The 24,057-nt window shown below is 65.7% G+C and carries 23 protein-coding genes; 9 read left to right on the forward strand and 14 right to left on the reverse strand.

Going from position 1 to position 24,057, the window contains the following annotated elements; genetic code table 11:
* Window positions 1-42: 42 nt before the first annotated feature.
* The 5 genes from TV39_RS09865 to TV39_RS21400 all read left to right on the forward strand — a co-directional run bounded on the left by TV39_RS09865 (window position 43) and on the right by TV39_RS21400 (window position 4,805).
* Complete coding sequence (locus tag TV39_RS09865) at window positions 43-651, forward strand: rhodanese-like domain-containing protein (RefSeq protein WP_043481118.1); 609 nt, start codon at window positions 43-45, stop codon at window positions 649-651.
* Window positions 648-1,412, forward strand: a complete 765-nt coding sequence (locus tag TV39_RS09870; protein ID WP_043481119.1) for a sulfite exporter TauE/SafE family protein — start codon at window positions 648-650, stop codon at window positions 1,410-1,412. Before TV39_RS09865 ends, TV39_RS09870 begins: the two co-directional genes overlap by 4 nt.
* A gap of 644 nt (window positions 1,413-2,056) precedes the next feature.
* Complete coding sequence (locus TV39_RS09880; protein ID WP_235347338.1) at window positions 2,057-2,491, forward strand: universal stress protein; 435 nt, start codon at window positions 2,057-2,059, stop codon at window positions 2,489-2,491.
* Window positions 2,492-2,497: 6 nt separating this feature from the next.
* Window positions 2,498-4,645, forward strand: a complete 2,148-nt coding sequence (locus TV39_RS09885) for an HAD-IC family P-type ATPase (protein ID WP_052500554.1) — start codon at window positions 2,498-2,500, stop codon at window positions 4,643-4,645.
* Window positions 4,620-4,805: a hypothetical protein gene (locus TV39_RS21400; protein WP_144406383.1), complete on the forward strand. Its 186-nt coding sequence runs from the start codon at window positions 4,620-4,622 to the stop codon at window positions 4,803-4,805. Before TV39_RS09885 ends, TV39_RS21400 begins: the two co-directional genes overlap by 26 nt.
* A gap of 177 nt (window positions 4,806-4,982) precedes the next feature.
* Here TV39_RS21400 and TV39_RS09890 read toward each other — a convergent pair whose 3' ends face one another.
* The gene (locus TV39_RS09890; protein ID WP_043481125.1) at window positions 4,983-6,392 is read right to left on the reverse strand and encodes an MBL fold metallo-hydrolase; all 1,410 of its coding nucleotides are present in this window, start codon (window positions 6,390-6,392) and stop codon (window positions 4,983-4,985) included.
* 85 nt (window positions 6,393-6,477) lie between these two features.
* Here TV39_RS09890 and TV39_RS09895 point away from each other — a divergent pair, with 85 nt between their 5' ends.
* Both TV39_RS09895 and TV39_RS09900 read left to right on the forward strand, forming a co-directional pair.
* A complete protein-coding gene (locus tag TV39_RS09895) occupies window positions 6,478-6,717 on the forward strand; it encodes a metal-sensitive transcriptional regulator (protein WP_043481436.1) in 240 nt (79 codons plus the stop codon).
* A gap of 361 nt (window positions 6,718-7,078) precedes the next feature.
* Window positions 7,079-8,275: an NAD(P)/FAD-dependent oxidoreductase gene (locus TV39_RS09900; RefSeq protein WP_043481127.1), complete on the forward strand. Its 1,197-nt coding sequence runs from the start codon at window positions 7,079-7,081 to the stop codon at window positions 8,273-8,275.
* A gap of 13 nt (window positions 8,276-8,288) precedes the next feature.
* Here TV39_RS09900 and TV39_RS09905 read toward each other — a convergent pair whose 3' ends face one another.
* The 4 genes from TV39_RS09905 to TV39_RS09920 all read right to left on the reverse strand — a co-directional run bounded on the left by TV39_RS09905 (window position 8,289) and on the right by TV39_RS09920 (window position 12,143).
* Window positions 8,289-8,546 (reverse strand): hypothetical protein, encoded by a 258-nt coding sequence (locus TV39_RS09905; RefSeq protein ID WP_043481130.1) that lies wholly within the window; start codon window positions 8,544-8,546, stop codon window positions 8,289-8,291.
* Window positions 8,547-8,997: 451 nt separating this feature from the next.
* Window positions 8,998-10,710, reverse strand: coding sequence for an ABC1 kinase family protein (locus TV39_RS09910; protein WP_043481132.1), 1,713 nt, complete (start codon window positions 10,708-10,710; stop codon window positions 8,998-9,000).
* Between the two features lie 5 nt (window positions 10,711-10,715).
* Entirely contained in the window at window positions 10,716-11,258 is a 543-nt protein-coding gene (locus TV39_RS09915; RefSeq protein ID WP_043481134.1) for a PadR family transcriptional regulator, read from the reverse strand.
* Between the two features lie 99 nt (window positions 11,259-11,357).
* Window positions 11,358-12,143 carry an isocitrate lyase/PEP mutase family protein gene (locus TV39_RS09920; protein ID WP_043481137.1) on the reverse strand — a complete coding sequence of 262 codons (786 nt, stop codon included), beginning with the start codon at window positions 12,141-12,143 and terminating at the stop codon, window positions 11,358-11,360.
* Window positions 12,144-12,299: 156 nt separating this feature from the next.
* Between TV39_RS09920 and TV39_RS09925 the strand changes: the two genes are divergently transcribed.
* On the forward strand, window positions 12,300-13,262 hold the full coding sequence (locus TV39_RS09925; protein ID WP_082049658.1) for a LysR family transcriptional regulator: 963 nt from the start codon (window positions 12,300-12,302) through the stop codon (window positions 13,260-13,262).
* A 99-nt stretch (window positions 13,263-13,361) separates the two neighbouring features.
* Here TV39_RS09925 and TV39_RS09930 read toward each other — a convergent pair whose 3' ends face one another.
* From TV39_RS09930 to TV39_RS09970, 9 genes are all read right to left on the reverse strand, one after another.
* Complete coding sequence (locus TV39_RS09930; protein ID WP_043481143.1) at window positions 13,362-14,138, reverse strand: SDR family NAD(P)-dependent oxidoreductase; 777 nt, start codon at window positions 14,136-14,138, stop codon at window positions 13,362-13,364.
* 2 nt (window positions 14,139-14,140) lie between these two features.
* Window positions 14,141-15,139: a fumarylacetoacetate hydrolase family protein gene (locus TV39_RS09935; protein WP_043481146.1), complete on the reverse strand. Its 999-nt coding sequence runs from the start codon at window positions 15,137-15,139 to the stop codon at window positions 14,141-14,143.
* An 11-nt stretch (window positions 15,140-15,150) separates the two neighbouring features.
* A complete protein-coding gene (locus TV39_RS09940) occupies window positions 15,151-16,233 on the reverse strand; it encodes an amidohydrolase family protein (protein WP_043481148.1) in 1,083 nt (360 codons plus the stop codon).
* A complete protein-coding gene (locus TV39_RS09945) occupies window positions 16,230-17,354 on the reverse strand; it encodes an FAD-dependent monooxygenase (RefSeq protein WP_043481151.1) in 1,125 nt (374 codons plus the stop codon). The genes TV39_RS09940 and TV39_RS09945 overlap by 4 nt, the downstream gene beginning before the upstream one ends.
* Window positions 17,355-17,422: 68 nt before the next feature.
* Complete coding sequence (locus TV39_RS09950; RefSeq protein WP_043481153.1) at window positions 17,423-18,466, reverse strand: cyclase family protein; 1,044 nt, start codon at window positions 18,464-18,466, stop codon at window positions 17,423-17,425.
* Window positions 18,463-19,407: a fumarylacetoacetate hydrolase family protein gene (locus tag TV39_RS09955; RefSeq protein ID WP_043481154.1), complete on the reverse strand. Its 945-nt coding sequence runs from the start codon at window positions 19,405-19,407 to the stop codon at window positions 18,463-18,465. Before TV39_RS09955 ends, TV39_RS09950 begins: the two co-directional genes overlap by 4 nt.
* A gap of 6 nt (window positions 19,408-19,413) precedes the next feature.
* Window positions 19,414-20,433: a VOC family protein gene (locus TV39_RS09960; RefSeq protein ID WP_043481157.1), complete on the reverse strand. Its 1,020-nt coding sequence runs from the start codon at window positions 20,431-20,433 to the stop codon at window positions 19,414-19,416.
* Between the two features lie 150 nt (window positions 20,434-20,583).
* Window positions 20,584-21,396: an MBL fold metallo-hydrolase gene (locus tag TV39_RS09965; RefSeq protein WP_043481159.1), complete on the reverse strand. Its 813-nt coding sequence runs from the start codon at window positions 21,394-21,396 to the stop codon at window positions 20,584-20,586.
* A 258-nt stretch (window positions 21,397-21,654) separates the two neighbouring features.
* Window positions 21,655-22,749 (reverse strand): SDR family oxidoreductase, encoded by a 1,095-nt coding sequence (locus TV39_RS09970; protein WP_043481162.1) that lies wholly within the window; start codon window positions 22,747-22,749, stop codon window positions 21,655-21,657.
* Between the two features lie 209 nt (window positions 22,750-22,958).
* Here TV39_RS09970 and TV39_RS09975 point away from each other — a divergent pair, with 209 nt between their 5' ends.
* Entirely contained in the window at window positions 22,959-23,972 is a 1,014-nt protein-coding gene (locus TV39_RS09975) for an isopenicillin N synthase family dioxygenase (RefSeq protein ID WP_043481163.1), read from the forward strand.
* The last annotated feature ends 85 nt before the right edge of the window (window positions 23,973-24,057 follow it).

Genomic DNA, 24,057 nt, shown 5'->3' on the forward strand with positions numbered 1-24,057 from the left:
GGGCCGCCACAAGAAATGCTCCAAGATATACCGAAAGAGATCATGACTTCCTTGAACACGACCAATGCCCTTGAAGCCACTCCCAAATCCATCGATGCCTCGACCCTGAAGGCCTGGGAAGACAACCACGATGATCTGATGATCATCGACGTGCGCAGCGGCGCTGAGTTCGATGCTATGCACATCAATGGCTCGTACCATGTGCCGCTGGCCATGCTCAGCGAACACACTGAAGAGTTCGCGGCGAAAATGGGCACCCGCGTGGTCCTGGTCTGCCAGTCCGGCAACCGGGCCGAGCAGGCCCGCAAACACCTGGACTCCGTCGGCCTGGCCAGTGCCAGCGTCTTGGCCGGGGGAGTCCCCGCCTACGCAGCGGCCGGCGGGAACGTTGTCCGCAGCCGTGGCGCGTGGGCCCTGGAACGCCAGGTCCGGATGACAGCCGGCTCCCTTGTCCTTGCCGGCGTGCTCGGCAGCAAGTTCATCTCGCCCAAACTCGGCCTGATTGCCGGCGGCATCGGTGCTGGCTTGACGTTCTCCGCGGCCACTAACAGCTGTGCCATGGGGCAGATGCTCTCCAAGATGCCGTGGAACCGCTCCTCGAACGAGCCCACCGCGCACCAGGCCCTGAAGAACCTGGACGCCCGGGCATGATCATCTCCGCGGCGGCGTTCGGGCTGATCGTCGGTGGCCTGCTGGGCCTGGTCGGAGGCGGCGGATCCATCCTGGCCGTGCCCGCCCTGGTCTATGGCGTGGGGCTGCCGCTTGCGGCGGCGATCCCGACGTCGCTGGTCGTCGTCGGCGCTTCCTCCGCCGTCGCGGTGCTGCCCCGGCTGCGGGCCGGCGTCAACTGGCGCCTGGCGCTGATCATCGGTGCGGCAGGAACCGTGACGGCGTACCTTGGCGCGATGGTCAACCGGCTTCTGGACCCGAAGATTCTGTTGCTGGCTTTTGCCGCGATCATGGTCTTCGCCGGCATCCGGATGCTGGTGCCGTCCAAGTCCGTCGGCGGCGCGTGCGCGCTGCCCGGCGGCGGGGTCAATTGGCGCAGCTGCCTGCCCAAGGCGATCGTCACCGGCGCCGTTGTCGGGTTCCTGACAGGTCTGCTGGGCGTGGGCGGCGGCTTCCTGATCGTCCCGGCCCTCACCCTGGTTCTTGGTCTTCCGATGGCGTTGACCGTCGGGACCTCGCTGGTGATCATCGTGATCAACTCGGCCGCCGGCTTCGCCGCCCACCTGGGTGATCTGCAGATCGACTGGGCCGTCACGGCAGCCTTCGCCGGGGCCGCAATGGTCGCCTCGCTCGTGGCGGGGCGGATCGGCACCAGGATCCCGGACAAGCTCCTGAAGCGCGGCTTTGGGATCCTGGTCCTGATCATTGCAGCCTACGTGGCGGTGCAGGCACTCCTCCCCTGAGAGCGACTGTGAGGGAAAGGGAATAGGGAAGCGCCGGAGGATACAGCCTCCGGCGCTTCCCTATTCCTCGACGCCTCTGCCCGGGTGCCGGGCGAGTCGACCTACCGACCGAACAGCTTCGCGAAGAAGCCGTTTCCCGTCGACTTCTCCTGCTCGTGCCCGAGGCAACGCCGGGAGGCCGGAACCCCCCGCATCACCTGGTCAACGTGCTGGCCGCAGCCCGCCCACGTCGTCTTCTGGCACTTCTTGCACGTCACTGCACGGCACATCTGGTGGCTCCCTTGCATGAATGGATGATCACATCAGTATACCCCATGGGGTATTTTGATGAGAATATACTTCCCCTTCAAGACCGAGCGGCAGACCGGCGTGCCGGAGCGGCCGCAGCCTTCGAAAGAGTAGCCACCGCCGACGACAAGGGTGTAGCGGCCGCCATGGGGCGGCACGGCTTCTGTCCGCACCTCTACTCCACCTCGCGCCCGGAGGCAATTGAATGGCAGGATGGTCTCGCCTCGCCGCAGGGCCGCGGGCTGCAGGAAAATTCTCTTGATTCCCCTGCTCATCGGGAGGATTGTTGGCCCTGCGGGACGACGTAGTGCCGCGAAGGCGCGGTTTCCATAGCGGGAGGCACGATGGCGGCAGGCATGGTATTTCGGATTGTTGTCGGGGTCGACGGGTCGGACTCTTCGCTGGCGGCTCTTGAGTGGGCCCTTGACGAGGCGCGGCTCCGGTCAGGGCAGGTTCACATTGTTACAGCTTGGCACTACCCCGTCATTGGCGACGCCGCCGGGAGGGCTGAGGACCATGAAGCGTTTGGAGACAACGCCCGGAATGTGCACGCTGAAGCGCTACGGCGGGCATCCGAAGCCGGGGTCACGGTCACCGGCGAGGTGACGGAGGGGCATCCCGCGGAAGCGCTGCTGAAGGCTGCGGCCGGGGCCGATCTTCTGGTTGTCGGATCGCGGGGTCACGGCGGCTTCGTCGGAATGCTCCTGGGCTCGGTGTCCAGCCACGCGGTGCACCATGCCCAGTGCCCGGTGGTGGTTGTCCGCAGCGGCGCGGAATCAGTCCAAGGCTGAGGCCACGTGCAGGAGCCTCGAGGGCTCTCCTCCGCGCAGGCAACCCGGCTGCTGGAGACTATCGGCCCCAATTCGGTTCCCCTGAAGCGGACCCGGCTCCCGGTGCGTCTCCTGCGGAAACTCTGGGCGCCCGTGCCGTGGATGCTGGAAGCAACAATCATCCTTGAGTTCGCCCTCGCCAAATGGCTCGACGCGCTCATCATTTTGGCCGTACTGAGCCTGAATACGGCACTGGGCATTATCCAGGAACGGCGGGCCGAAGCCGCCGTCGATCTGTTGCGCACCCGGTTGGAAATCAACGCCAGGGTGCTGCGCGACGGGACGTGGACGCTGTTGCCGGCCTCCCGGGTGGTTCCCGGCGACGTCATCCACATCCGGGTCGGCGACTTCGTCCCCGCCGACGTCGCCCTGCACGCCGGCACGGTCATGGTGGATCAGTCCGCCCTCACCGGAGAGTCGATGCCCGTATCCCGGGGGCCGGCGTCGCCTGTTTACTCCGGCGCCACCGTTAGCCGGGGCGAAGCCAGCGGCACCGTGACCGCAACCGGTGCCGCCACCTACTTCGGCAAAACGGCAGAACTAGTGGGCAGCTCAGCGCCGACAGCGCATCTCGAACACATTGTGCTGCGCATCGTGAGGGTGTTCATTGGTGTGGATGTGGTGCTCGCGGTGGTGGGGACCACTCATCTGGCCGCAGCCGGTGCACCCATTACGGACGTCATCTCCTATGCGGTGATACTGCTTCTGGCCTCGGTGCCGGTGGCTATGCCGGCCGCCTTCGCCTTGGCCGGCGCCCTGGGCGCGAAACACCTCGCCACGATGGGGATCCTGACCACCCGGTTGACAGCCCTTCAGGACGCTGCGTCCATGAGCGTGCTCTGTATCGACAAGACGGGAACCCTGACCGAGAACCGGCTCGCGGTGAATGCCGTTGCCACGATCGGGGCAACCGGCCGGGAAGAGCTTCTGCGATGGGCTTCCCTGGCCTCCGACGCCTCCACCCAGGATCCTATCGACCTGGCCATCCTCGCCGCGGACGGTACGGCAGCAGGGGACCGGTTGAGTTTTACGCCCTTCGACCCCTCGACTAAGCGCTCCCAAGCCACCGTAGTCAGGGACGGCAGGACCATTGGTGTGGCCAAGGGCGCCCCGCACGTCATCGCGGCCATGGCCGGCGAACAGCCTCCGCCGGAGCTGAGTTCACTCGCCTCCGGCGGCGCGCGGGTGCTCGCCGTCGCCGTCGACGACGGGGAGGGCATTTGGCGCCAGCTCGGACTCGTTGCCCTCGCTGACCGGGTCCGGCCCGAAGCTGCGGGACTGCTGACGCGACTGGCGGAACTCGGAATCCGGGTCATCATGGTCACCGGCGACAGCGCCGCGACCGCCGCGGCAGTAGCTGCCCAAGTAGGTCTGGAGGGAAGCGTGATCAGGGCCGACGGGCTCGCGACCCTGGCCGGCGACGACGGGCCACCCGCCGTTGTCGCGGAGGTCCTTCCCCAGGACAAACACCGGATCGTGCAGATCCTCCAGGGCTCGGGCCACGTGGTGGGCATGACAGGCGACGGCGTCAACGATGCCCCGGCGCTGCGTCAGGCCGAAGCCGGGATCGCCATGGAAGGGGCCACCGATGTTGCCAAGTCCGCGGCCGGCGTCGTCCTCGTCCGCGGCGGCCTGGCCGACATCGTCGGCCTCATCGAGGAAAGCAGAAGAATCCACCAGCGTTCCCTGACCTATGCCCTCAACGTCAGCGTGAAGAAACTTGAAGTGCCGCTGTTGCTCACCGTCGGGGTGCTTTCGTTCGGACAGCTCGTCTTTACACCTCTCCTCATGGCGTTGCTTCTCCTGGCAAATGACGTGGTGAGCATGATGATCACCACGGACAAAGCCGCCTATTCGCAGAAGCCGAACACATGGAATGTGGGCAGGACCATTGCGGGGGCCCTCGTGGTTGCCACACCGATGCTCGGTGCTTCCCTGGCCTTACTCTGGGCTTCTGTGCAGATGTGGCCCGGAGGGGGGCATCGACCAGCTGCGTACGGTTATCTTCCTGACGCTGGTCTTCAGCAGCCAGATCACCACCTACGTTGTCCGCACGGCGCGGCCGGCATGGAAGGACGGGCCGTCCCGGTTGTTGGTAGCTGCCTCCGTCCTTGATGCCGCGGCCGCGTCGGCGCTGGCACTGTGGGGGGTGCTGATGGCGCCGGTCCCCGCTTCACTCCTACTCCTGATCCTCGCCGCGACCCTCGCGGGTGGCCTTATCGCGGACCTCCTGAAGGTGCCGGCCTTCCGGAAGCTAAAGCTCCACACCGGGTGAGCAACGGAGGCAACGACGCCGGCCCGGGCTGCACCGTGGGTCCGGAGGGTGCTGCGATGGGAAGGTGTTGGCTGACCGCCCGGGCTCCATGTGGCGGGCACAAAGCATTGGCGGCAGTCCGGGTGTCCCGGACCGCCGCCAAAGCTGTCAATCAATCACCTCAGGTGCTGCCCGTTGTTAATTGCTGGCAACGGACTCCCGTGCCTGCTGCCAGGCTGCCCAGGCGGCGTAGCTGCCGTCGAGCTCGACGACGTCGTAGCCGGCGCGGCGCAGCGCGCTGGCCGCGACGGAGTTCCGCACGCCGCTCTGGCAGTAGCTGACGATGGTGCCCTCGGTGGGAAGCTGGTCGAGGTTCCACATCACGCGGCCGCCGCTGAGCTGGTGGGAGCCGGGAATGTGGCCGGCCGCGTGTTCGGTCCGGTTCCGGACGTCCAGGACCATGGCGGCTTCGAAACTTTCGAGCTCTTCCGGCTGGATCAGCTTCGGAGTGCTGACAGGCAGGCCCCCGAAGCCCGTGACGTAGCCGGCAACCTTGTCGATGCCGACGCGGACCAGGTGGTCCCACATGTCCTGTGCCGATGCCTGGTCCGGAGCCAGCAGTACGAGCGGATTCTCGTCGGTCTCCGGGTTCACAACCCAGGCGCCGAAGCTGGCCACGGATTTGCCGGCCGGAACGTTGAGGGAACCGGTGACGGTGCCTTGGTGGACCTGGTCGTTGGGCCGGGTATCGACGAACGTGACCTTGTCCGCCGCGAGATCATTTGCGACCGAGGCGAGGTTGAGTTCCGGCAGGGGTGCGCGTTCTCCCATGACGGCCGGGCCTTCGCGGTTTTCGCGTTTCATCCGGCCGAAGTAGGCGTGCGCGTCGGGCTGGCCGTCGAGGAGCTCGGCGACGAAGCCTTCCTCGTCGTTGGCGGCCAGGTAGGGTCCCCACCACGAGTAGAGCCGCTCGTAGCCGACCGTGCTGGAGGGGATGGCGCCGAGGGCCTTGCCGCAGGCGCTGCCGGCGCCGTGGCCGGGGTGGACCTGGACGTGGTCCGGCAGAGTCAGGAACTTGTCGCGCAGGCTCGCGAAGAGCTGCTTGGCGCCCAGGAAGCGGGTGTCCACACCACCGGCGGCTTCGTCCAGGAGGTCGGGGCGGCCCAGGTCCCCGGAGAACACGAAGTCACCGGAGAGCAGGTAGCCGGGGGCGTCGGCGAACGCGCCGTCCGTGATCAGGAAGGACAGGTGCTCCGGGGTGTGCCCGGGGGTGTGCAGAGCCTTGACGGTGATGTTGCCAAGGGTGATGGAGTCGTTGTCGTTGAGCCGTTCGGCCTCGAACGCGTACTGCCAGTCGGCGCCGCCTTCGCCGGAAACGTACGCGGTGGCGCCGGTTGCGGCGGCCAGTTCACGGGTGCCGGAGAGGAAGTCTGCGTGAATGTGGGTTTCGGTGACGGCCACGATTTTCATCCCGTTGGCCGCTGCGAGGTTGCGGTAGACGTCGATATCGCGGCGGGGGTCAACGACGACGGCCTCACCCTTGGCCTGGCAGCCGATGAAGTAGCTGGCCTGGGCGAGGTCTTCGTCGTAAATACGCTCGATAAGCATGGGGCTCTCTTTCGTTGGGCGGTGGGGGAGTTTCCGGGAGCGGATCCTCCGTTCCTCTAACCAGAACAATAATACCCCCGGGGGTATCTTGCAAGCGGCCTGCGGCGACTCAAGGGCGCCCCGGGGACAGCTGGCCGGCGTTACGCGCATGCTGGAGGAGGGGAAGGACTGCAAAGATATCGTCACCCGGCTCGCAGCTGTCTCGAAGGCATTGGACCGGGCGGGATTCGCCATTATCGGGAGCGGCCTCGAGCAGTGCCTTGTCCGCGGTGACTCGAGTATGGACACCGGGGATCTGGAAAAAGACTTCCTCTCCCTCGCCTGAGCCCCCGGCCCGCGCGGGACCCCGGTGACTGCATGTTCCCGGGCGTCGGCGCACGGGGGGCGGACCCTTTTGCGCTCCCGGGCGAACGCGTCGGCCGTTGGGCCTGGCGGGGCATCCGGACCCGCGGGGCTCGTGGCATCCGATGTGGTGAAGGAAGTGGCGGCGGGCTCGCCAAGATACCCCCCGGGGTATACCATGGTGGGTACCACAGGTCCGGACCACGCGGAAGCGGCGTGGGCAATGTAGTGGAGGCGAAGACGCGCCCACTACCGGCTACGCAGGTTTCGCGGCCCGGTCACAACCCGATATGTCGGGCGTCGGTGCTGAAGCGACGCTCGATTTCCAGAGAGGCGCATTACCAATGACTATGCACCACGAGATCCTGATCGTCGGCGGCGGCAACGCGGGGCTGAGCGTTGCCGCCCGGCTCCGTAATGCAGGGCGGAACGATATCGGTCTGATCGAGCCGAGCGAGCAGCATTATTACCAGCCGCTGTGGACCCTGGTTGGCGGAGGCGCCGCCAGCCAGGAGGAAACGGTCCGTCCGCAGGCATCCGTCATGCCCCAGGGTGTTGCCTGGATCAAGGACGCCGCGACGGACATTGACCCTGAGCGCCGCAGTGTCGCACTCTCTTCCGGCGGGTCCGTCACGTACGACCATCTGGTGGTCAGCCCCGGCATCCAGCTGGACTGGGACAAGATCCCCGGCATGGCCCAAGCCATGGACTCACCAACGGCATCCAGCAATTACCGATACGACCTGGCGCCCAAGACCTGGGACATGATCCGCACCCTGAAGTCCGGGACGGCTGTGTTCACCCAGCCCTCGGGGCCAATCAAGTGTGCCGGCGCCCCTCAGAAAATCGCCTACCTGGCAGCCGACTACTGGCGCAAGCAGGGGGTATTGGACGACATCCGGGTGGTCATGGTTCTGCCGACGCCGGGCATGTTCGGGGTCAAGGTGTTCGCCGATGAGCTTGAGCGGGTGGTGGAGAAATACGGCATCGAAGTCCGCTTCAACAGCGAGATGACCTCGGTGGACTCAGCCGCCGGCACCGCAGTGATTACCGACAATGCTGCAGGTACCCAGGAATCACTGCACTACGATCTGCTCCACGTCGTGCCGCCGCAGTCGGCCCCGGACTGGCTCAAGCGCACCCCGCTGGCAGATCCGGCCAACCCTGCAGGCTACGTGGACGTTGACAAGCACACCATGCAGCACAAGCGCTATCCGGAAATCTTTGCCCTGGGCGACGCCGGATCGACACCGAATTCGAAGACCGGCGCGGCGATCCGCAAGCAGGCTCCGGTCCTGGTGAAGAACCTGCTGGCCGCCATGAACGGATCACCGCCATCGGCACAGTACAGCGGATACGCTTCATGTCCGCTGACCACGGCGCGAGGAAAAATGCTGCTGGCTGAGTTTGACTATAGCCTCCAGCCCGCCCCCAGCATCCCGTTCATCGACACCACCAAGGAGCGCACCGACATGTGGCTCCTCAAGCGGTACGGCCTGCCGTTTATGTACTGGAACCTGATCCTCAAGGGCCGCGCCTGAGACTCCTGAAGCATCAGATCTGAAGACCGTGCGCGTGGCCCGGGACAGTTCGCCCTCCCGGGCCTCGCCGTACCTGGAAGCGGCTCTCAATGGTGTTGGAGGTGGCAAACGACAGGGAAAATTCCTGAGCCCCTCCTGTGGGGGAGCTGCCGCTGGCGGGGGCCGAACAGCCGGTGAGGGCGAGGGCTGCGATCGTTGGGACGGCGAGGGCGCCGACCTTCAGAGCCGAATAGTTGCGGTGCTGTGTCATGTCCAGCCTTTCTGACTTCATTGTCTAAGAATTCCGGGAGCAGTGACCCGGGCACGTTCGCACGTCCAACGGTGGCGACCTTGCGTGCCCCTGCGGGAACTATGGCTGCTTGGACATGATTTCTTCAGTGCCGGCACTGGTCCGGAAAGTCCGCCAGCACGGCGTGGATGCCAGAACGGGTGAAGATCTTTTGCTGAACCCCTCAGTCATCGTTGTCGGCGGTAGCTTGGGGGGAGTCGGCGGATGTCCTTGCCGGGATCCGAGAAGTTGTGTACCAGCGGGCCCTGCCGCCGGTGACGTCCCAACTGCAAATCAACCACCCGCTTCTGCATCACAAAGCCACAGTTGCCGGAGCCACTCAGGTGGTCGCGGAGCGTGTACTCTCGCTGGCGGCAATAGATGCAGCTGTGCGGGACCTACTGTCGCAGCGATGCAGCCGGACCATTCCAGCCGATATGTCTCACCGCTTCACTTAGAGGCCGCGGCGTCCCGCCCACAGCCCGTGCAGCAGCGGCACCAGCGACACGATCATCAGCAGGTTGCCGAGCAGCGTGTCGTCCGCCCTGACCACAGAACCCGCGATGAGCAGGGCGCCGAAAACCAGCGCCGATGCCGTTCGCTGTGCCGCCCGGTCCAGCCGTGCCATCCGCCGTTCGAGACGCGGATTGGCCACGGATAGTGAGCCGTCCTCGATTCGGGTGAGAAGCCCGTCCAGGCGTTTCGGCAGCCCCAGTGCGACGCCGGCGGCGTCGAGAGCCTGCTTGGCCACGTCCTGCACGAAGTTTCCACGCTCGTCGCGCAGCAATTGCGCCGCGTAGGGTTCCACCGCGTCCCACAGATTGAACCTGGCATCCAGCGAGCTGCACACCCCCGAGGTGAGTGACATCGCCCGAATGATGAGCAGGAAGTTCTCCGGCAACTGGAACGGCAGCGAGCGGACCAGGTCGCCGAACTCCACCGCAAAATCGAGGAACTCCCGCGGGTCCACTTCGCGAAGTTCGGCGAAGCCCATCCCGCCGAACCGGGCGAAGAGATGCGTCATCGCCCGCTCAAGCTCGGCCGTGTCCGCCGACGGCACCAGCACACCCACATCGCGGATCGCGGCCACCAAGCCCTTACCGTCACGCGAGGCGGCCGCGATCAGAAGCTTCCGCAGGCCGCTGCGGGTACTGGGAGGAACCTCGCCCATCATGCCGAAGTCGATGAACGTCAGCTTCCAGGGGCGTCCTGCGGATGCATTGGAAGCCGGCGTGACGAAGATGTTACCGGGGTGCGGATCGGCATGGAAAAAGCCGCTGCTGAACAACTGGTCGAACATGACCGAGGCGAAAACCGGGGCAACCTGCGCCGGATCGATACCCGCCGCAAGAAGTTCCTCCGAGTCCGTGATCTTGATCGCCGCGACATTTTCGAGGACAAGCACGCGTCGGGTGCTCCACTCCCATGCGACATCGGGCACACCAACCCGGTCGTCGTCGGCGAAATCAGTCGCGAAGCGTTCTGCATTGGCTGCTTCATGCAGGTAGTCGATCTCCTCAAGACTAATTTCCGCAAACTCCTCCACCAGGGCGGGCATGTCCGCACGATCGGACACCAGGCGCACATGGCTCAGCCAGCCGCCCACTCTGCGCAGCGCCGCCAGGTCGACGTCGACAATCGCGTCGATGCCGGGGCGCTGCACCTTCAAGACCACGCTGTGGAGCCCTGCGTCGGCGGCATTGGCAGGAAGGAGGTGCGCACGGTGCGCCTGCCCTAGGGATGCAGCGGCGATTGGCATCTCTTCTACTGAGGCGAAAACCTTCTCCAGCGGCGCGCCCAGCTCCGCCTCGGCAAGTGCGCGGATTGCGGGAAACGGGACGGGGGGCACCTCGTCCTGGAGTCCCTCAAGTTCCTTGGTGATCTCGGGCGGAAGTACGTCGAGTCTGGACGACAGGAACTGACCCACCTTGATCATCAGGCCGCCCAAATCGACGGCCAGCACGCGGAAGCGCTGCGCGAAGCGCCGCATCCTCCTCGTCCGGGTGCGCTCGGCAAATTTGCCTAGCCCGACGCGGGGGAGGAACAGCTCAAACCACCAGGTCACCGCCAGATGCCACGCGGCGAAGCGCAGGATGCGACGGTAACGGGCTCGGGTGTTCCCGGCGCCGGGTACCGGATCTGCCCGGTCCCGACGAACCGATGCCACCCCCGTCAGTCCTGGGCGAGGATCGAATACAGCCGGCGGCGGGCCTCGTCGAGCACCGCCACGGCCTGTTGCACCTGCTCCGGCGAGCCGGTGCGACCCACCTGGGACGCGGCCTGCGCCAGCTCGAGGCCAGCCTTGGGCAGTGCCGCGAATCCGGTGCCGGTAGCCTGGCCCCCTGACTCCCACGGTGCTGACGCATGCGCACCCGCCACTTCCTCCCGGCCTGCCTCGGTGAGCGAGTAGATCTTGCGGCCGTTGGACTCCTCGGCACGGATCAACCCCTCATCGGCCAGCAACTGCAGCGTGGGGTATACGGAGCCCGCACTGGGCTTCCAGCTGCCACTGCTGCGCTCCTCGATTTCACGGATGATCTGGTAGCCGTGCATCGGCCGCTCCGCGAGCAGGGCCAGCACCGCCGAGCGCACCTCGCCCCGCCCCGCGCGGGTGCCGGAGCGCTTCTCAAACCTTGAACGCAGCTCTTCAACGGCCTGCCACATGCCGTCGATGTTGGGGCCGCCAAATCCGCCCGCAGGGTATGAATTACGCATGCTGCTCTCCTAATGGGACGCGAACGATACTCAACGATACATCCCGATACACGCGAAAAGAAGGGGTGCAGGACGCGTGATCTCAAGGGCCGCAGCCGGTCAACCCCCGAGGCGCTGGCTAAATGACACAAGACGCGATTGCATCTCCCAGTACGGAGTGGCGGCCGGCGCCTGCTTGCCGTCACGCAGGGCGCCGACGACGTTCACGGCCGCGTCAACTGCTGCGCGGTACGGCAGGGAACCGGAACTCACCCGCCGGACGCCCAGCTCACCCAGCTCGGCAACAGTCAGCGAGGGATGTGCCAGCACGTTGACCGGCACCCCGATGCCGGCGGTAATAGTCCGGATGTCCTCCGGAACCACAAGTCCGGGGACAAAGATTCCGTCCGCCCCGGCGTCGGCGTAGGCAGAGGCACGGAGCAGGACGGCATCCACTGTGGCCTGTTCGCCGAACCATATGTTGTCCACCCGTGCGTTGATGAACATGGCCGGGGTGCGCCCCTTGACGGCGGCAACTTTGTCGGCAAAGGCTGCTGGATCGACCAGGTGCCCGGCCGTGCTGTCCTCCAGGTTGACCCCGGCCACGCCAAGGGCAGCGAGTTGGGCCACAAGTTCCGCAACCTCGGCAGGGTCATCGGAGTAGCCGTCCTCGATGTCCGCCGTGACGTGGACAGGCAGGCGGCACAGCTGCTCCATGAGTGCCGTGGTGACTGTCTTGCTGGACCGACCTCCGTCCGGCAGGCCGGCACTTGCCGCAATGCCAAAGCTGGTGGTGCCGACGGCCGGGAACCCCGCTGCCGCGAAAGCCAAGGCGGATCCGACATCCCACGCGTTGGGCAGCAGGAGTGGCGCCGCAGTGTGATGGAGTTCCCGAAAAGTGGCCATTTCATTCCCATCCCCTGCTAACCGAATAGGTGAATCCCGTTCAGTCTACAAACGCGGCCGGGCGCCGCAAGGGGGGTAGCGCGAACACCCTTGGCCGCCTGGTCGGTACCGGCGACCATTAGCGCTGTGGATGGACTGTCCGGATAACCTGTGGGTATGAAGAACCTGGACCTGAACCTGCTGCCCCAACTTCAGGTCCTGTTGGAGCTACGCAACGTATCCCGTGCGGCCGAGAGGCTGCAGCTCAGCCAGCCAGCCACCAGCGCGGCGATGGCCAGACTCCGGCGGCACTTCGACGACGAACTCCTGGTCCGGAACGGCCGTACCTATGACCTCACGCCCTTTGCGCAGTCCCTGGTCCCGCTGGTTGATGAAGCCATGCTTCACATCCAGCGGGCCACGCGCGTGAGGTCCGGCTTCGATGCCGCCACGAGCGAGCGGGAATTTGTTATTGCGGCATCGGACTACGCGGCGGCGCTGATTGTTGGTCCGTTGCGTGGGATTCTTCGGGAGGAAGCCCCAGGCGTGTCCGTGGACTTCGTCCCGACGGCCAAGTCCGGCATCCAGGGCCAAATGGCCGACTATTCGAAGATTGACCTCCTGGTGGGGCCAACCGGTTACCACATGCAGGGTACAAGCAAGCAGGTGTTCCGGGACAGTTTCGTGGCAGTGGCTGATTCCGGAAATTCCCTGCTCCAGCAGCCCCGCCTCACGCTGGACGACCTGGCCACGGTGCCTCACGCCGTCGGCTATTTCGGTGAGGGAATCAGTACCCCGGCGGACAAGCTGTTTGAATCCCGCGGTGTTCAGCGCCGCGTGGCAGCCGTGGTGGCCGGGTTCCTGTCGTTGCCGCTGCTGGTCGAAGGAACGGATCTGGTGGCTCTGGTCCCGCGGATGTTGGCGGCACGGGCCCAGCGCGGCGGGGACATTGTGGTGCTGGAGTTCTCCGAAGGCACCGAGGCGTCCCTTGTGGAGGCCATGTACTGGCACCCCTCCCAGACGGAGGACCCCGCCAGCGTCTGGCTGCGCTCCGTGGTGCAGCGGGCCTGTTCGCGGCTGCATGAACTGTTTCCCGTCACGGCCCATCCGGTGACTATCACTGTGACGGATACCAGGTAGGTCCAACCCGCCGCCACGGGCGCCAACCTCATGGTCGACGTCGGCGGTGCTGCCGGGCTGAAAGTGGGGACGGGCTGAGCCTCAGGCGGCCAGCAGGTCTCAGCGCAGGGCGTCGGAGACGGACTTGGCACCGCCGTGGCCTGACTGGCCGCCATCCACCGGAATTTCCGCGCCGGTCACGAAGGAGGACAACGGACTGAGCAGGAACAGCACGACGCCGGCCACCTCTTCCACGCCTCCGGTGCGGCCCAGCGGGATTTCGGCCAGGGTGGCCCGCCTGAACACCGGCTTGGCGCTCGCCGTCATGGGCGTATCAATGAAGCCCGGGTGGACGGTGTTCACCCGTATACCCTGCGGGCCAAGTTCCATGGCCGCCACCTGGGAGAGCCCGCGCAGGGCCCATTTGCTGGCGGTGTAGGCGACCGGATAGTGCGCCGTCAGTCCGGCTACGGATCCAACGTTGACGATCGCGGAGCCGGACGCCATCAAGGGTGTGAGGGCCTGGATTCCCAGCAAAGCGCCGGCAACGTTCACTTCGTACACCCGTTGCAGGTCGTCCACCGAGGCATCCAGAAGCCGGCTCCGCTGGGTGATTCCCGCGTTGTTCACCAGGCCGTCCACCCGCCATCCCCGGGACTGTATCCATTGAGCGAGGCCGGACCAGCCGGCGGCATCGGCAACGTCAAGCTGCCGGTACACCAACGCACCACCGGAAGACGACGACAAGGCGGCCAACTCAGCCGGCACGTCCGCCGCGAGGTCCGTCGCGATGACGCGTGCGCCGGCCTCAACCAGGAGCCGCGCCTCCGCGGTCCCCTGACCCTGGCCGGCCCCCGTCACCACCACCGTCCTGCCCGCGAGCTGGAAGGAAACCACTCTCAGGCCCCTGAAGCAGCCGCAGAGGCAACCCGGTTTCGCGGGCGGGTCCGGGCCGGCACCCGGGTCGCAGCCTCGCGCCGGGGGCCAACAGTGTTCTCGATGGTGCCGATGCCTTCCACCGTCATCCGGACCACGTCTCCGGTCTTCAGCGGCGGGGGAGTCTTCGAGCCGTTCCGTCCCCGGAGTTCCGCGAGGCAGCCACGGCCGCAGGTGCCGGAGCCCAGGACGTCGCCGGGCTTCACCAGGGAGTCCTGCGACGCGTAAGCAACAAGCTCGGCGAACGGCCAGCCCATGTTGGACAGCAGGTCCTGCCCGATGGCTTCCCCGTTGACTTCCACGGCCATGGAGATCGGCAGGAACCCCTCGGCGTCGTGCAGGTCCTCGAACTCGTCCGCCGTGACAATCCACGGTCCCAGCGTGTTGGCGAAGTCCTTGCCTTTGCACGGGCCAAGGCTGACTTTCATCTCGCGGCGCTGCAGGTCCCGCGCGGACCAGTCGTTGAGCACCGTGTAGCCGAAGATGTGCTGGTGCGCCTTCTCCGCTGTCAGGTTCCCGCCGTCGCTTCCGGGAACGCGTCCGACGACGGCGGCTACTTCGGTCTCGAAGTCCAGGTCGTCGCAGCCCGCCGGAATTCCGACCACCTCCCCGGTGCCCGTCACGGTGTGCGGATTGGTGAAGTAAAACGTGGGGGCCTCGTACCACTCGGGCACAACGCCGGCCACCCCGTCGATGCTTTTCCGCACCCCCTCGACGTGCTCCTCGAAGGCCACAAAATCACGGATGGTGGCAGGCGCCAGCGGGGCAATCAGCTGCACGTCCGCCAGGGGCACGGGCGCCGCCGAACCGATGGTTTTGCCGGCGAGGGCCAGGGCTTCGGCCAGTCCGGCTTCCAGCAGGCTATTGACGGTCCTGCCTGCGGGCAGGGCATAGCAGTTGTGGCCGTCCACGAAGCCGGACTGCGTCCCGCCGTCGTCATTCCAGCGTGCAATCTTGACCATGACGTTGTCCCTTAAGCTGTCGGTCGGGCGGTGAGGATTGAAGCGGGCGTGATGCCGAGGGCTGCGGCGTTACCGGCCAGCACTTTGGCTGCGTCGTCCGCGGGCAGGCTGGCCGCGCGCACTTCGTCCGCGGGGCTGTCGGAGCCCATGTCGAAGGGGTAATCGGAACCGAGCAGTACCTGCTCCGGGCCGGCGGCAGCCACCAGCGCCCGTAGTTGCGCCGGGTCATGGACCAGCGAATCGAAGTAGAGCTTCTTCAGGTATGACGACGGCGGCTGTGCGCAGCCATGTGCTTCCGGCCGGACTTTCCAGGCGTGGTCGGAGCGGCCCAGGCTGGTGGGAAGGTATCCGCCGCCGTGGGCAGCCAGCACTTTCAGGCCCGGGTGCCGGTCCAGGACCCCGCTGAAGATCAGGTGCGACAGGGCCACCGCGTTTTCGGCCGGCTGCGACACGGTGTTGGCCAGGTAAAAGCGGTCCAGCCGTTCATCCAGGGAGCAGCCGAACGGGTGCAGGAACACCAGCGCGCCCAGCTCTTCAGCCCGGGTCCATAACGGCTCAAGCCTCGGATCGGAGAGTTCAACGGTGCTGCGTTCCGGGTCGCCCGGAGTGGCGGCGAACGAGCCGATTTCCACGCCGAGCAGGCCGCACTCCAGCACCGCGTGCTCCAGCGCTTCCACCATCAGCGCGGGGTGCTGCAGGGGCACCAGGCCCAGGCCGTTGAGCCGTTCCGGGGCGCGGTCAACGAACTCCCGCACAGCCTGGTTGGCGGCCATGGCCAGCTGCAGCGACAGTTCCTCGCCGGCGAAGTAGTAGAAGTGCGACGGCGACGGCGAGACCAGCTGCACATCCACACCCTGGGCGTCCATGTCCGCCAGCCGGCGGTCCAGATCCGTCAGCTGAGGCCAGCGCTCCTTGATCATCCGGCCTGAAGCGGCCATCGACTCCGGGCCGTTGCGGCGCACCTCCAAGGCCTGCTGGGCACCAAAACCTTCGGGGTCGGCGTCGGAAACCAGTTGCTGCAGGGCCGGAAGCAGGATGTGGGCGTGGACGTCAACAGCGGGGCTGGCCCCTCCTTCAAAAGGGAGCGTGCTCATGCGGGTTCCTTAACCATGCTGGAGATCGAGTGCATGAGGCCCGGCACGTCGGCGTCGCGGACGCCGTCGAGCATCCACTGGCCCAGCTGGACGGAGGCGTTAACCACTGCCTTGGCGCGGTCCAGCCGGCGGTCGGTGAACTCCTTCCAGAGCGTCTCGGTGACGTCATCGGCCCTGATCAGCAGTTCGGCGAGCACCGCCGCGTCCTCGAGTGCCATGGCAGCGCCCTGCGCGATGGTCGGCGGGCAGCTGTGCGCGGCGTCCCCGATGATCACGGTGTTGCCGCGGTTCCAGGGCCCGTCCACCAGGTGCGTGGTGAACCACGTGTAGTTGATACGGGCACTGTGGTCCAGGTTGGCGCGGATCTCGTTCCAGGGCCCGCCATAGGCAGCGGCGAGTTCGGCCATGATGCGCGGTCCGTCCTCGTGCCTGCGCTCCTGGGCGTTCTCCACCAGGTAGGCGTAGATGGTGTCCGGACCGGTGGGGCAGTAGCCGGCGATGAAGCAGGGCCCGCCGTAGGTGAGGTCGGTGCGGACCACATCGGCGGGACGCTCCACAAAGGCACGCCAGATGCCCATCCCGGTGGACTGGGGTTCGACGTCGATGCCGATGGCCTTGCGGACCGATGAGTGCAGGCCGTCGGCGCCGATCAGGAGGTCATAATTCGCGGTGGCGCCGTCGGCGGTGCTGACGGTGACGGACCCGCCGTCGTCCGTTATACCGGTGACCGTCCTGCCATAGCTGATGCGGGCGCCTGCCTGCCCGGCGCGTTCACGGAGGATGGCGGTGAGGTCGGGGCGGTACATGCCCAGGGTGGCGGGGAGGTCGTCGCCGCCGGTCCGCATGTCCTCCAGGACCGCGATCACGGTGCCGGCGGGGTCCGGTGCGCGCAGGCCGAGCGTGCCGAATGCGTAGCCCTTTGACTCAACCTGCTCCCATACCCCGAGCTGGCGCAGGATCCGCAGGGCGTTCCCCTGCAGGGTGATTCCTGATCCTAGGGTCTGCGGGGATTCCTCCTTTTCCAGGACTTCGACGTCGATTCCGGCGTCGGCCAGGAGGACGGCTGCGGTCAGTCCCGCGGCTCCCGCCCCCACGATTCCGACGTTCTGTACTGCTGCCATCGCTGACTCCTTTGTATTGACGGCGTTACTGCTGGTGGATTGTTGTAATGAAAGCTACCGGACTGTTATTACCGGACGGCGATCGGGTTGACCGGTGATCCGACCGCCCCGGTGATCGGGAGCGGGGCGGCGGTGAGCAGGAAGTCGTACCTGCCGTCGGCCGCGCACGCTTCCGCGAGGCCGTCCGGGTCCCACATTTCGCCCAGGAACAGTCCGAGGTTGGGGATGGCTATTTGGTGGAGGGGCTGGAAGGCGCCGTCGAACTCGTTGGGACGGACCTCGAAACCCCAGGTGTCGGTGGCGATCCCGGCGATCTCGCTGCCGTGCAGCCAGGGTGCTGTGCTGAAGGACAGTCCCGGGGCGGAGCCGCCGGCGTAGTCACCCCAGCCGTCCCGGCGGACCCGGGTGTGCTGTCCGGTGCGGATCACCACGATGTCGCCCCGGCCCACCTTTGAGCTGGGGCCCTGCACGTCGATGGTCCGCTCAAGGTGTTCCGGGGTGATGGCAAAGCCGTCCGGCAGCTCGCCGTCGCTCCTTCCCAGTTCCGGTCCGAGCGCGCGGCCGACGTCCAGCAGGACGCCGCGGGTGACAATCTTGGCCGCGGCGGTTTCGATGCCTGTGATCAGGTCGCCTTCGGAGGTGACCACGTCTCCGGCTGCCCTGCCGTTCCAGGCCTTGCCCTGGTCGAAGATGTGGCCCAGGCCGTCCCACTGCGTGGAGCACTGCAGCGGCATGGCGATGACGTCATCGGCGCCGCCGAAGCCGTGCGGGAAGCCCTGGTTGCCGCGTTCGGCGTCCACGCCTGTGTCGGTCATGGTGTGGACGGGGTTGGTGCGGCGGCGCCAGCCCTTCTGCGGCCCGTTGGTGTCGAACGGCTGGGACAGCGAGAACGCCTCACCCGTGCGTACCAGGGAGGCGGCTTCGATGCGCTTGGCCGCGTCAATGAAGTTCAGGGTCCCGAGGACGTCATCGACACCCCAGCGGCCCCAGTTGTTGTGGGCTGCGGCCATGGCGCGGATGCTGCCGAGCGGGTCGTCGCGCCGGATCACCGGGGAATCGTTTGATTCCCCGGTGTCGGCGTTGCTCACAAGAGCGGTGTCCTGGGCGGTCACTGGACTTCGTCCCTGCAACGGATCAGTTGCGTGCCCAGGCCGGTGATGGTTCCTTCCATCACGTCGCCGTCCTGCAGCAGGCGGCCCCAGTGCTGGCCGTTGCCGGCCGGGCTTCCGGTGAGAACCAGGTCGCCCGGTCGCAAGGGCATGATCTGGCAGGCTTCGCTGACCAGTTTGGCCACGCCGAAGATCATGTCCTGGGTTGATTCGTCCTGCATGGCCTTGCCGTTAAGTTTCAGCGTCACCTGCACGTTCTGCGGGTCACCGAAGAACTTGGCCGGAACCAGCAACGGGCCGGCGGGCAGGAAGCCCGGGGCGTTCTTGGCGCGGTACCAGTCCGAGCCGATCGCCGGCATGTCCTTGCGGAAAACGTACTCGCGGGTAGTGATGTCATTGACCATGGTGTAGCCGAACACGTACTCGAGTGCCTCCTCCGGGGTGACCCGGAACGCCGTCTTGCCAATCACCGCGGCAAGTTCCAGCTCCCAGTCGTGGGACTTGCTGTAGGAGGGCAGGGTGAGGTCGTCCGTAGCGGAGGCGATCGCCGTCGGGAGCCCGATGAAGAAGTACGGCGTGCCCTGGCCCGCGCGCTTGTCCATCATGGCCGCGGTCTTGGCGCGTACTTCCTCCTCGTCCTCGCCCGGTTCGCGGTGCGCTGCGGCGAGGTCGATCACATGCTTGCGATAGTTCGCACCGGTCTGCAGGACCTGTGCCGGCTCCACCGGAGCAAGGATTTCGACGTCGGCCAGTGCCAACCCGGTGTCCTCGCCCGCTGACGCGGCCAGGATGTCAAGCTGGCTCTCGGTGGTGTCCCAGTGCTCGATCAGGGAGTTAATGTCGCCGTCCAGCGGCAGGACCCGGCTTTCCACCAGCAGGCCCACGCGGGCCTTGCTGTCGCCGGATTCCTGGAACCGGATGAGGGCGTACTGTGCTTCGGTCATTGTCCGTTAGCCCCGTCCCTGCTTGGCGTACGGGTTCAGGAGGGCTTCCTTCATCTCCGGGGAAGCGCCTTCTTCCGTGGCGGTGAAGCCCTCGGCCGGCGGAAACGATTCCGTCATGGAGTGCGGCATGGCACCGTTCTTGTAGAAGTTGTTGGAACCTTCCGAGGGCTTCCAGGTGTTGGCCTCCCAGTCCGGAACATAGTTGCGGTAGCCGCCGGAGTTCAGCTCCACGCGAAGGCCGGACGGTTCGCGGAAGTAGAGGAAGTTCTGCTCGCCCACGCCGTGGATGGAGGGGCCGTATTCCATGGGGGTGCCGTTTTCCATCATGACGTCAGCGGTGCGGAGCAGGTCCTCGGTGGTGTCCACCCAGAAGGCGATGTGGTTGACGCGGCCGGCGCGGCTGGAGGTGTCCAGGACAACGCCGAGGTCGTGGGACTTTTCATTGGTTGTCAGCACGGAGAACACGGTGATGGGCGCCTCGTCCAGGTCAACGAACGCCATCACGCGGAAGCCCAGGGCTTCGTTGTACCACTTGGCGAAGCCGCGGACATCGGACGTGGCTACGGTGACGTGGTCAAGGAAGCGGGGCGCGGCGGCGTGGCTGCTGCGGCGTTCCGGGCGGTCCGGGTAGGTGGACTCGAAACCGGCTTCGGCGACGAACTTCTCGACGTCGAAGAAAAGGCGCATGTGGTGGCCGTAAGGGCCGGTGAACTCGTAGGCCTTGCCGTAGCCGTGGCCGCCTGCGGTCCAGGTGCCCTGGACGCCGGTTGCTTCCACGCGCTGGGCCGCGGCTTCCAGTGCGGCCTGGGAATTGGTGCGCCACGCCATCCGGCCCAGCGAGGCTTCCGGTCCTTCGGTGATGACCAGGCTGTAGCGGTAGTAGTCGCCCCAGCAGCGCAGGTATACCTTGCCGTCCACCCGGTCGATGATGCGCATGCCGAACTTTTCCTCGTAGAACCGTGCCGAGGCTTCGACGTCCGGGGAGGTGATCTCGAGGTGGGCAAGATGGGAGAGCGGAGTTTCCACGTTGAAGTCCTTCTGGTTACTGGCTGCGGTCGGTTTGGTGCAGGTCCTGTAACTACTGTGGGGCACTTCATATATTCGGGGAAGAGGCAGTTCTTGATACTAAGTATCTGTCCGGCAGATAGTCCATCGGGCAGGTGCCATACGCGCTGTTCAGGTTAAATGGTCGAAATCTCCTCGCGCCCAAGCAGCGTGCCTTTGGGCGGAATCGTGCAGGATGGCCTTGGCTCCGGACGCGATGACGTTGTTGAAGTTGCCGTAGATCCGGTCGAACGTGAGCTCGCCGAGCTGCACGGCGATTCGCAGCGCTACCGCGCCGGACAGCGGCAAATGATTCGGGTAGCTGCGCATGAAGGAGACGGAGCGACGGTCTGGATTCGGGTACACGCTGTCACCGGTCAGCAGAACTCCTCTGCCGCCCGCTCCTGCAGCCCAGTGCACCACCGCGCTGCCCGGGAAGTGCCCCCCGGTCTGGTGCAGCGTCAACCCTTCGGCGATTGTTTCACTGCCGGACCAGTATTCGATGATCGGATCATCGCGCCCCAGCCATCGCCGGTCTGAGTCCGCCACAAGTACGGGGACGCCACCGAGCCGACGCGACCATTCGACCTGCACACCAAACATGTGTGGATGGCTAGCCGCGATCGCCAGGACCGGTCCTCGCTCGAGCGCTGCGTTCACTGCTCTGTCGTCGACATATCCCACCGGATCCCACAGCAGCGAACCCTCGTGTGTCACCACAAGCTGAGCCGTCTGGCCGATCCCGACTTTTGGCTCCGTCCTGATCCCGATGAGTCCCGGCTCGTTCTCCTTCACCACGGTCTGCTGGCCCTCCTGCGCCAGCCCGTCCAGTGTGAGCCATTTTTGTCCGTCCTCGGGCACATACTGCCGCTCATCTGTGCAGATAGGGCAGAGCCCCGGGGCAGGTTCATCGCGTTCGACGGCGCAGGTTGCGCAGATCAGCATGGCTGGTCCCTTCCAAGCATTTGTCTCCTGCTTTCCCGGCTTCTTCACCTTCGGCCGCAGGCTGGCGTGCCCAGACTATTGCACGCGAAAGTCTCCAAGGAAGAGAGATCCTTATGCAGGCCGCCCCGGCTTAGGCCTCACCACCTCTAGCCGCACCACCTCCAGAGGACGCCGAGGCCGACGTCGAAGATGATCTCCGCAGCGGGACGGGAGTCCGCGCAGCCAAAGATGACTGTGTCGCGCGCACGACGAAGCTGATCAGGGGATGATCTTCTCGGCGCGGTACCGGTCGAACAGCCGCCGGAAGGAGTCTTCCGTGCGCCGGTAGCCGGTAAAGCCGGCCAGCCGGCTCTTGCTCATGTCCGCGAGAACCTCAATGTTGCGTCCCAGGTCGGCGTCCGTGTGCCACCACGACGCAACCCGGGCCAAGTCGGCCTCGACGAGACCGTGAGTGGCGGCAATTTTCGACCATACGTCATCCATGCCCTGCATCTGTGCCTCGAGCGGCCGCGGCGAGCCCTGGAAGCCTTCGGCTTTCACGCCAAAGTAGGCGGCCAACTTTGGCCACATCCAGCGCCATCTGAAGACGTCACCGTTGACCACGTTATAGGCCTGGTTGCCCGCTTTTTCGGTAGTGGCGGCCCAGATCATGTGCTCCGCAAGGAGATCCCCGTCAGTCATGTCGGTGAGGCTGTTCCATTGGGTCTCGGAGCCGGGAAAGACGAAGGGCTTACCCAACTCTTTGCACAAGGTTGCCTGTGCGGCCAACGTCAGGCCCATGTTCATCGCATTGCCCACGGCATGGCCGATGACGGTGTGGGAACGGTGCACGGACCAGCGGAACCCCTGCCGTTCTGCAGCCGCCCATAGCTCGTCTTCCTGCGCGTAGTAGAAGTTCGGCGCCGGCAGCCGGGGCTCTTCCTCGCGGAAGGGGGTGTCAGGAATTGGGCCGGCGCCGTAGGACTCGAACGGGCCCAGGTAGTGCTTCAGTCCGGTCATCAGGGCCACGTGTTCGACGGGGGCATGGTCGAGGGCTTCGAGCAGGTTGCGTAGCATTGCTGCGTTGACGCTGATGTTCTTTTGTTCGGTGTCCTGCTTTGCCCACGCCGTGAAGAAAACGTGTGTGGGTTTCTCGGTGCCGAGTGCTACGGCGAGACTTTCGGCCGAGAGCAGATCCGCGGAGATGTGCCTGGTAGAGGAACCGGGGATCGGGTTCCTGGACAACGCGAGAACTGTCCAGCCACCGTTTTGATTCAGTTGTTCGACTATGGCCGAGCCGGCGATGCCGCTGGCGCCAACTATAAGGGCAACTTTGTTGTGAACGCTGCCTGTATCGACGGTGGGGGAGGTCATGAGTACCTGACTTTCTTGGAGGTCATCAGCGCACCTTACACGGCAGCGCCTAGTCCGGGAGGATGCGGGAAGGGACTATGCACCGGTTCGAGCGTCGGTCCGCAACGGGAATTCCGACGCGCGTTCATGCCCAACGTAGTTGCCCGGCCGTACCATGGAAACAGATACATGCGCCGGCTTGCCAAGTTCACTGAAAAGGACTGGAGACGTTGCCACTCGAAACACTGCCCGTTCTCGACTTCTCCCGATTGAACGCGGGTGCGGAGGAGGCGTCCCGGTTTCGTGACGAACTGCGCAACGCCATGCACGAGGTCGGTTTCCTGTACCTGGCCGGCCATGGCATCCCGCAGGAGCTCATGGACGCAATGCTGGGCGTGTCCCGCCGCTTTTTCGAGCTTACCGAAGAACAGAAGCTCGCAATCGAGAATGTCCACAGCCCCCAGTTCCGCGGCTACACCCGTATCGGCGGGGAAATCACGGACGGTGCAGTCGACTGGCGCGAGCAGGTCGACATCGGCGCAGAGCGGCCAGCGGTGGCGCCAGGCCCGGGCGTCCCGGAGTACTGGCGCCTCGAGGGGCCCAACCTGTGGCCGGATGCGCTGCCCGAAATGCGGGGGATTGTCGCCGAGTGGATGGAGCGGCTGAGCACTATCTCATTGAGTCTCCTGAGGGCCCTGGCGGTCTCTCTCGGGGCACCCGAAGACACCTTTGATGAGGCCTTCGCTGCACGGGCCTTCCCCGTGCTCAAAGTTGTGCGGTATCCGGGGTCATCCCACGAGGAACCGAAGCAGGGTGTGGGCTCCCACCGCGACGGCGGCGTGCTGACGCTCCTCCTGGTGGAGCCCGGGAAGGGCGGCCTCCAGGTCGAGTACCAGGGGACGTGGATTGACGCACCCCAGGTGCCGGGAACTTTTGTGGTCAATATCGGCGAGATGCTTGAGCTGGCCACGAACGGCTACCTGAAGGCAACCCTGCACCGCGTGGCCTCGCCGCCTCGCGGCACCGACAGGGTCTCCCTTCCGTTCTTCTACAATCCGGCCCTGGATGCGACGATGCCGCAGCTTGCGCTGAGCCCTGAGTTTAGAAGCAAGGCGCGCGGCCTGTCGGTTGACCCGACGAACAGCCCTATTCTGGAAACCTACGGCGATAACGCCCTCCGCTACCGGCTTCGGGCCCACCCGAACGTCGCCGCGGTGCACCACGCGGACCTGATGGCAGGCTGACCGCCACCCACATGAATCGAGCCCACAGTGGCCGGTACCCCCAATACGTCTCTTCCCGGCCCCGCCCCTCAGGACAACGGCCCGG

Source organism: Arthrobacter sp. SPG23, assembly GCF_000876655.1.
In the GTDB taxonomy this organism is placed as follows: domain Bacteria; phylum Actinomycetota; class Actinomycetes; order Actinomycetales; family Micrococcaceae; genus Arthrobacter.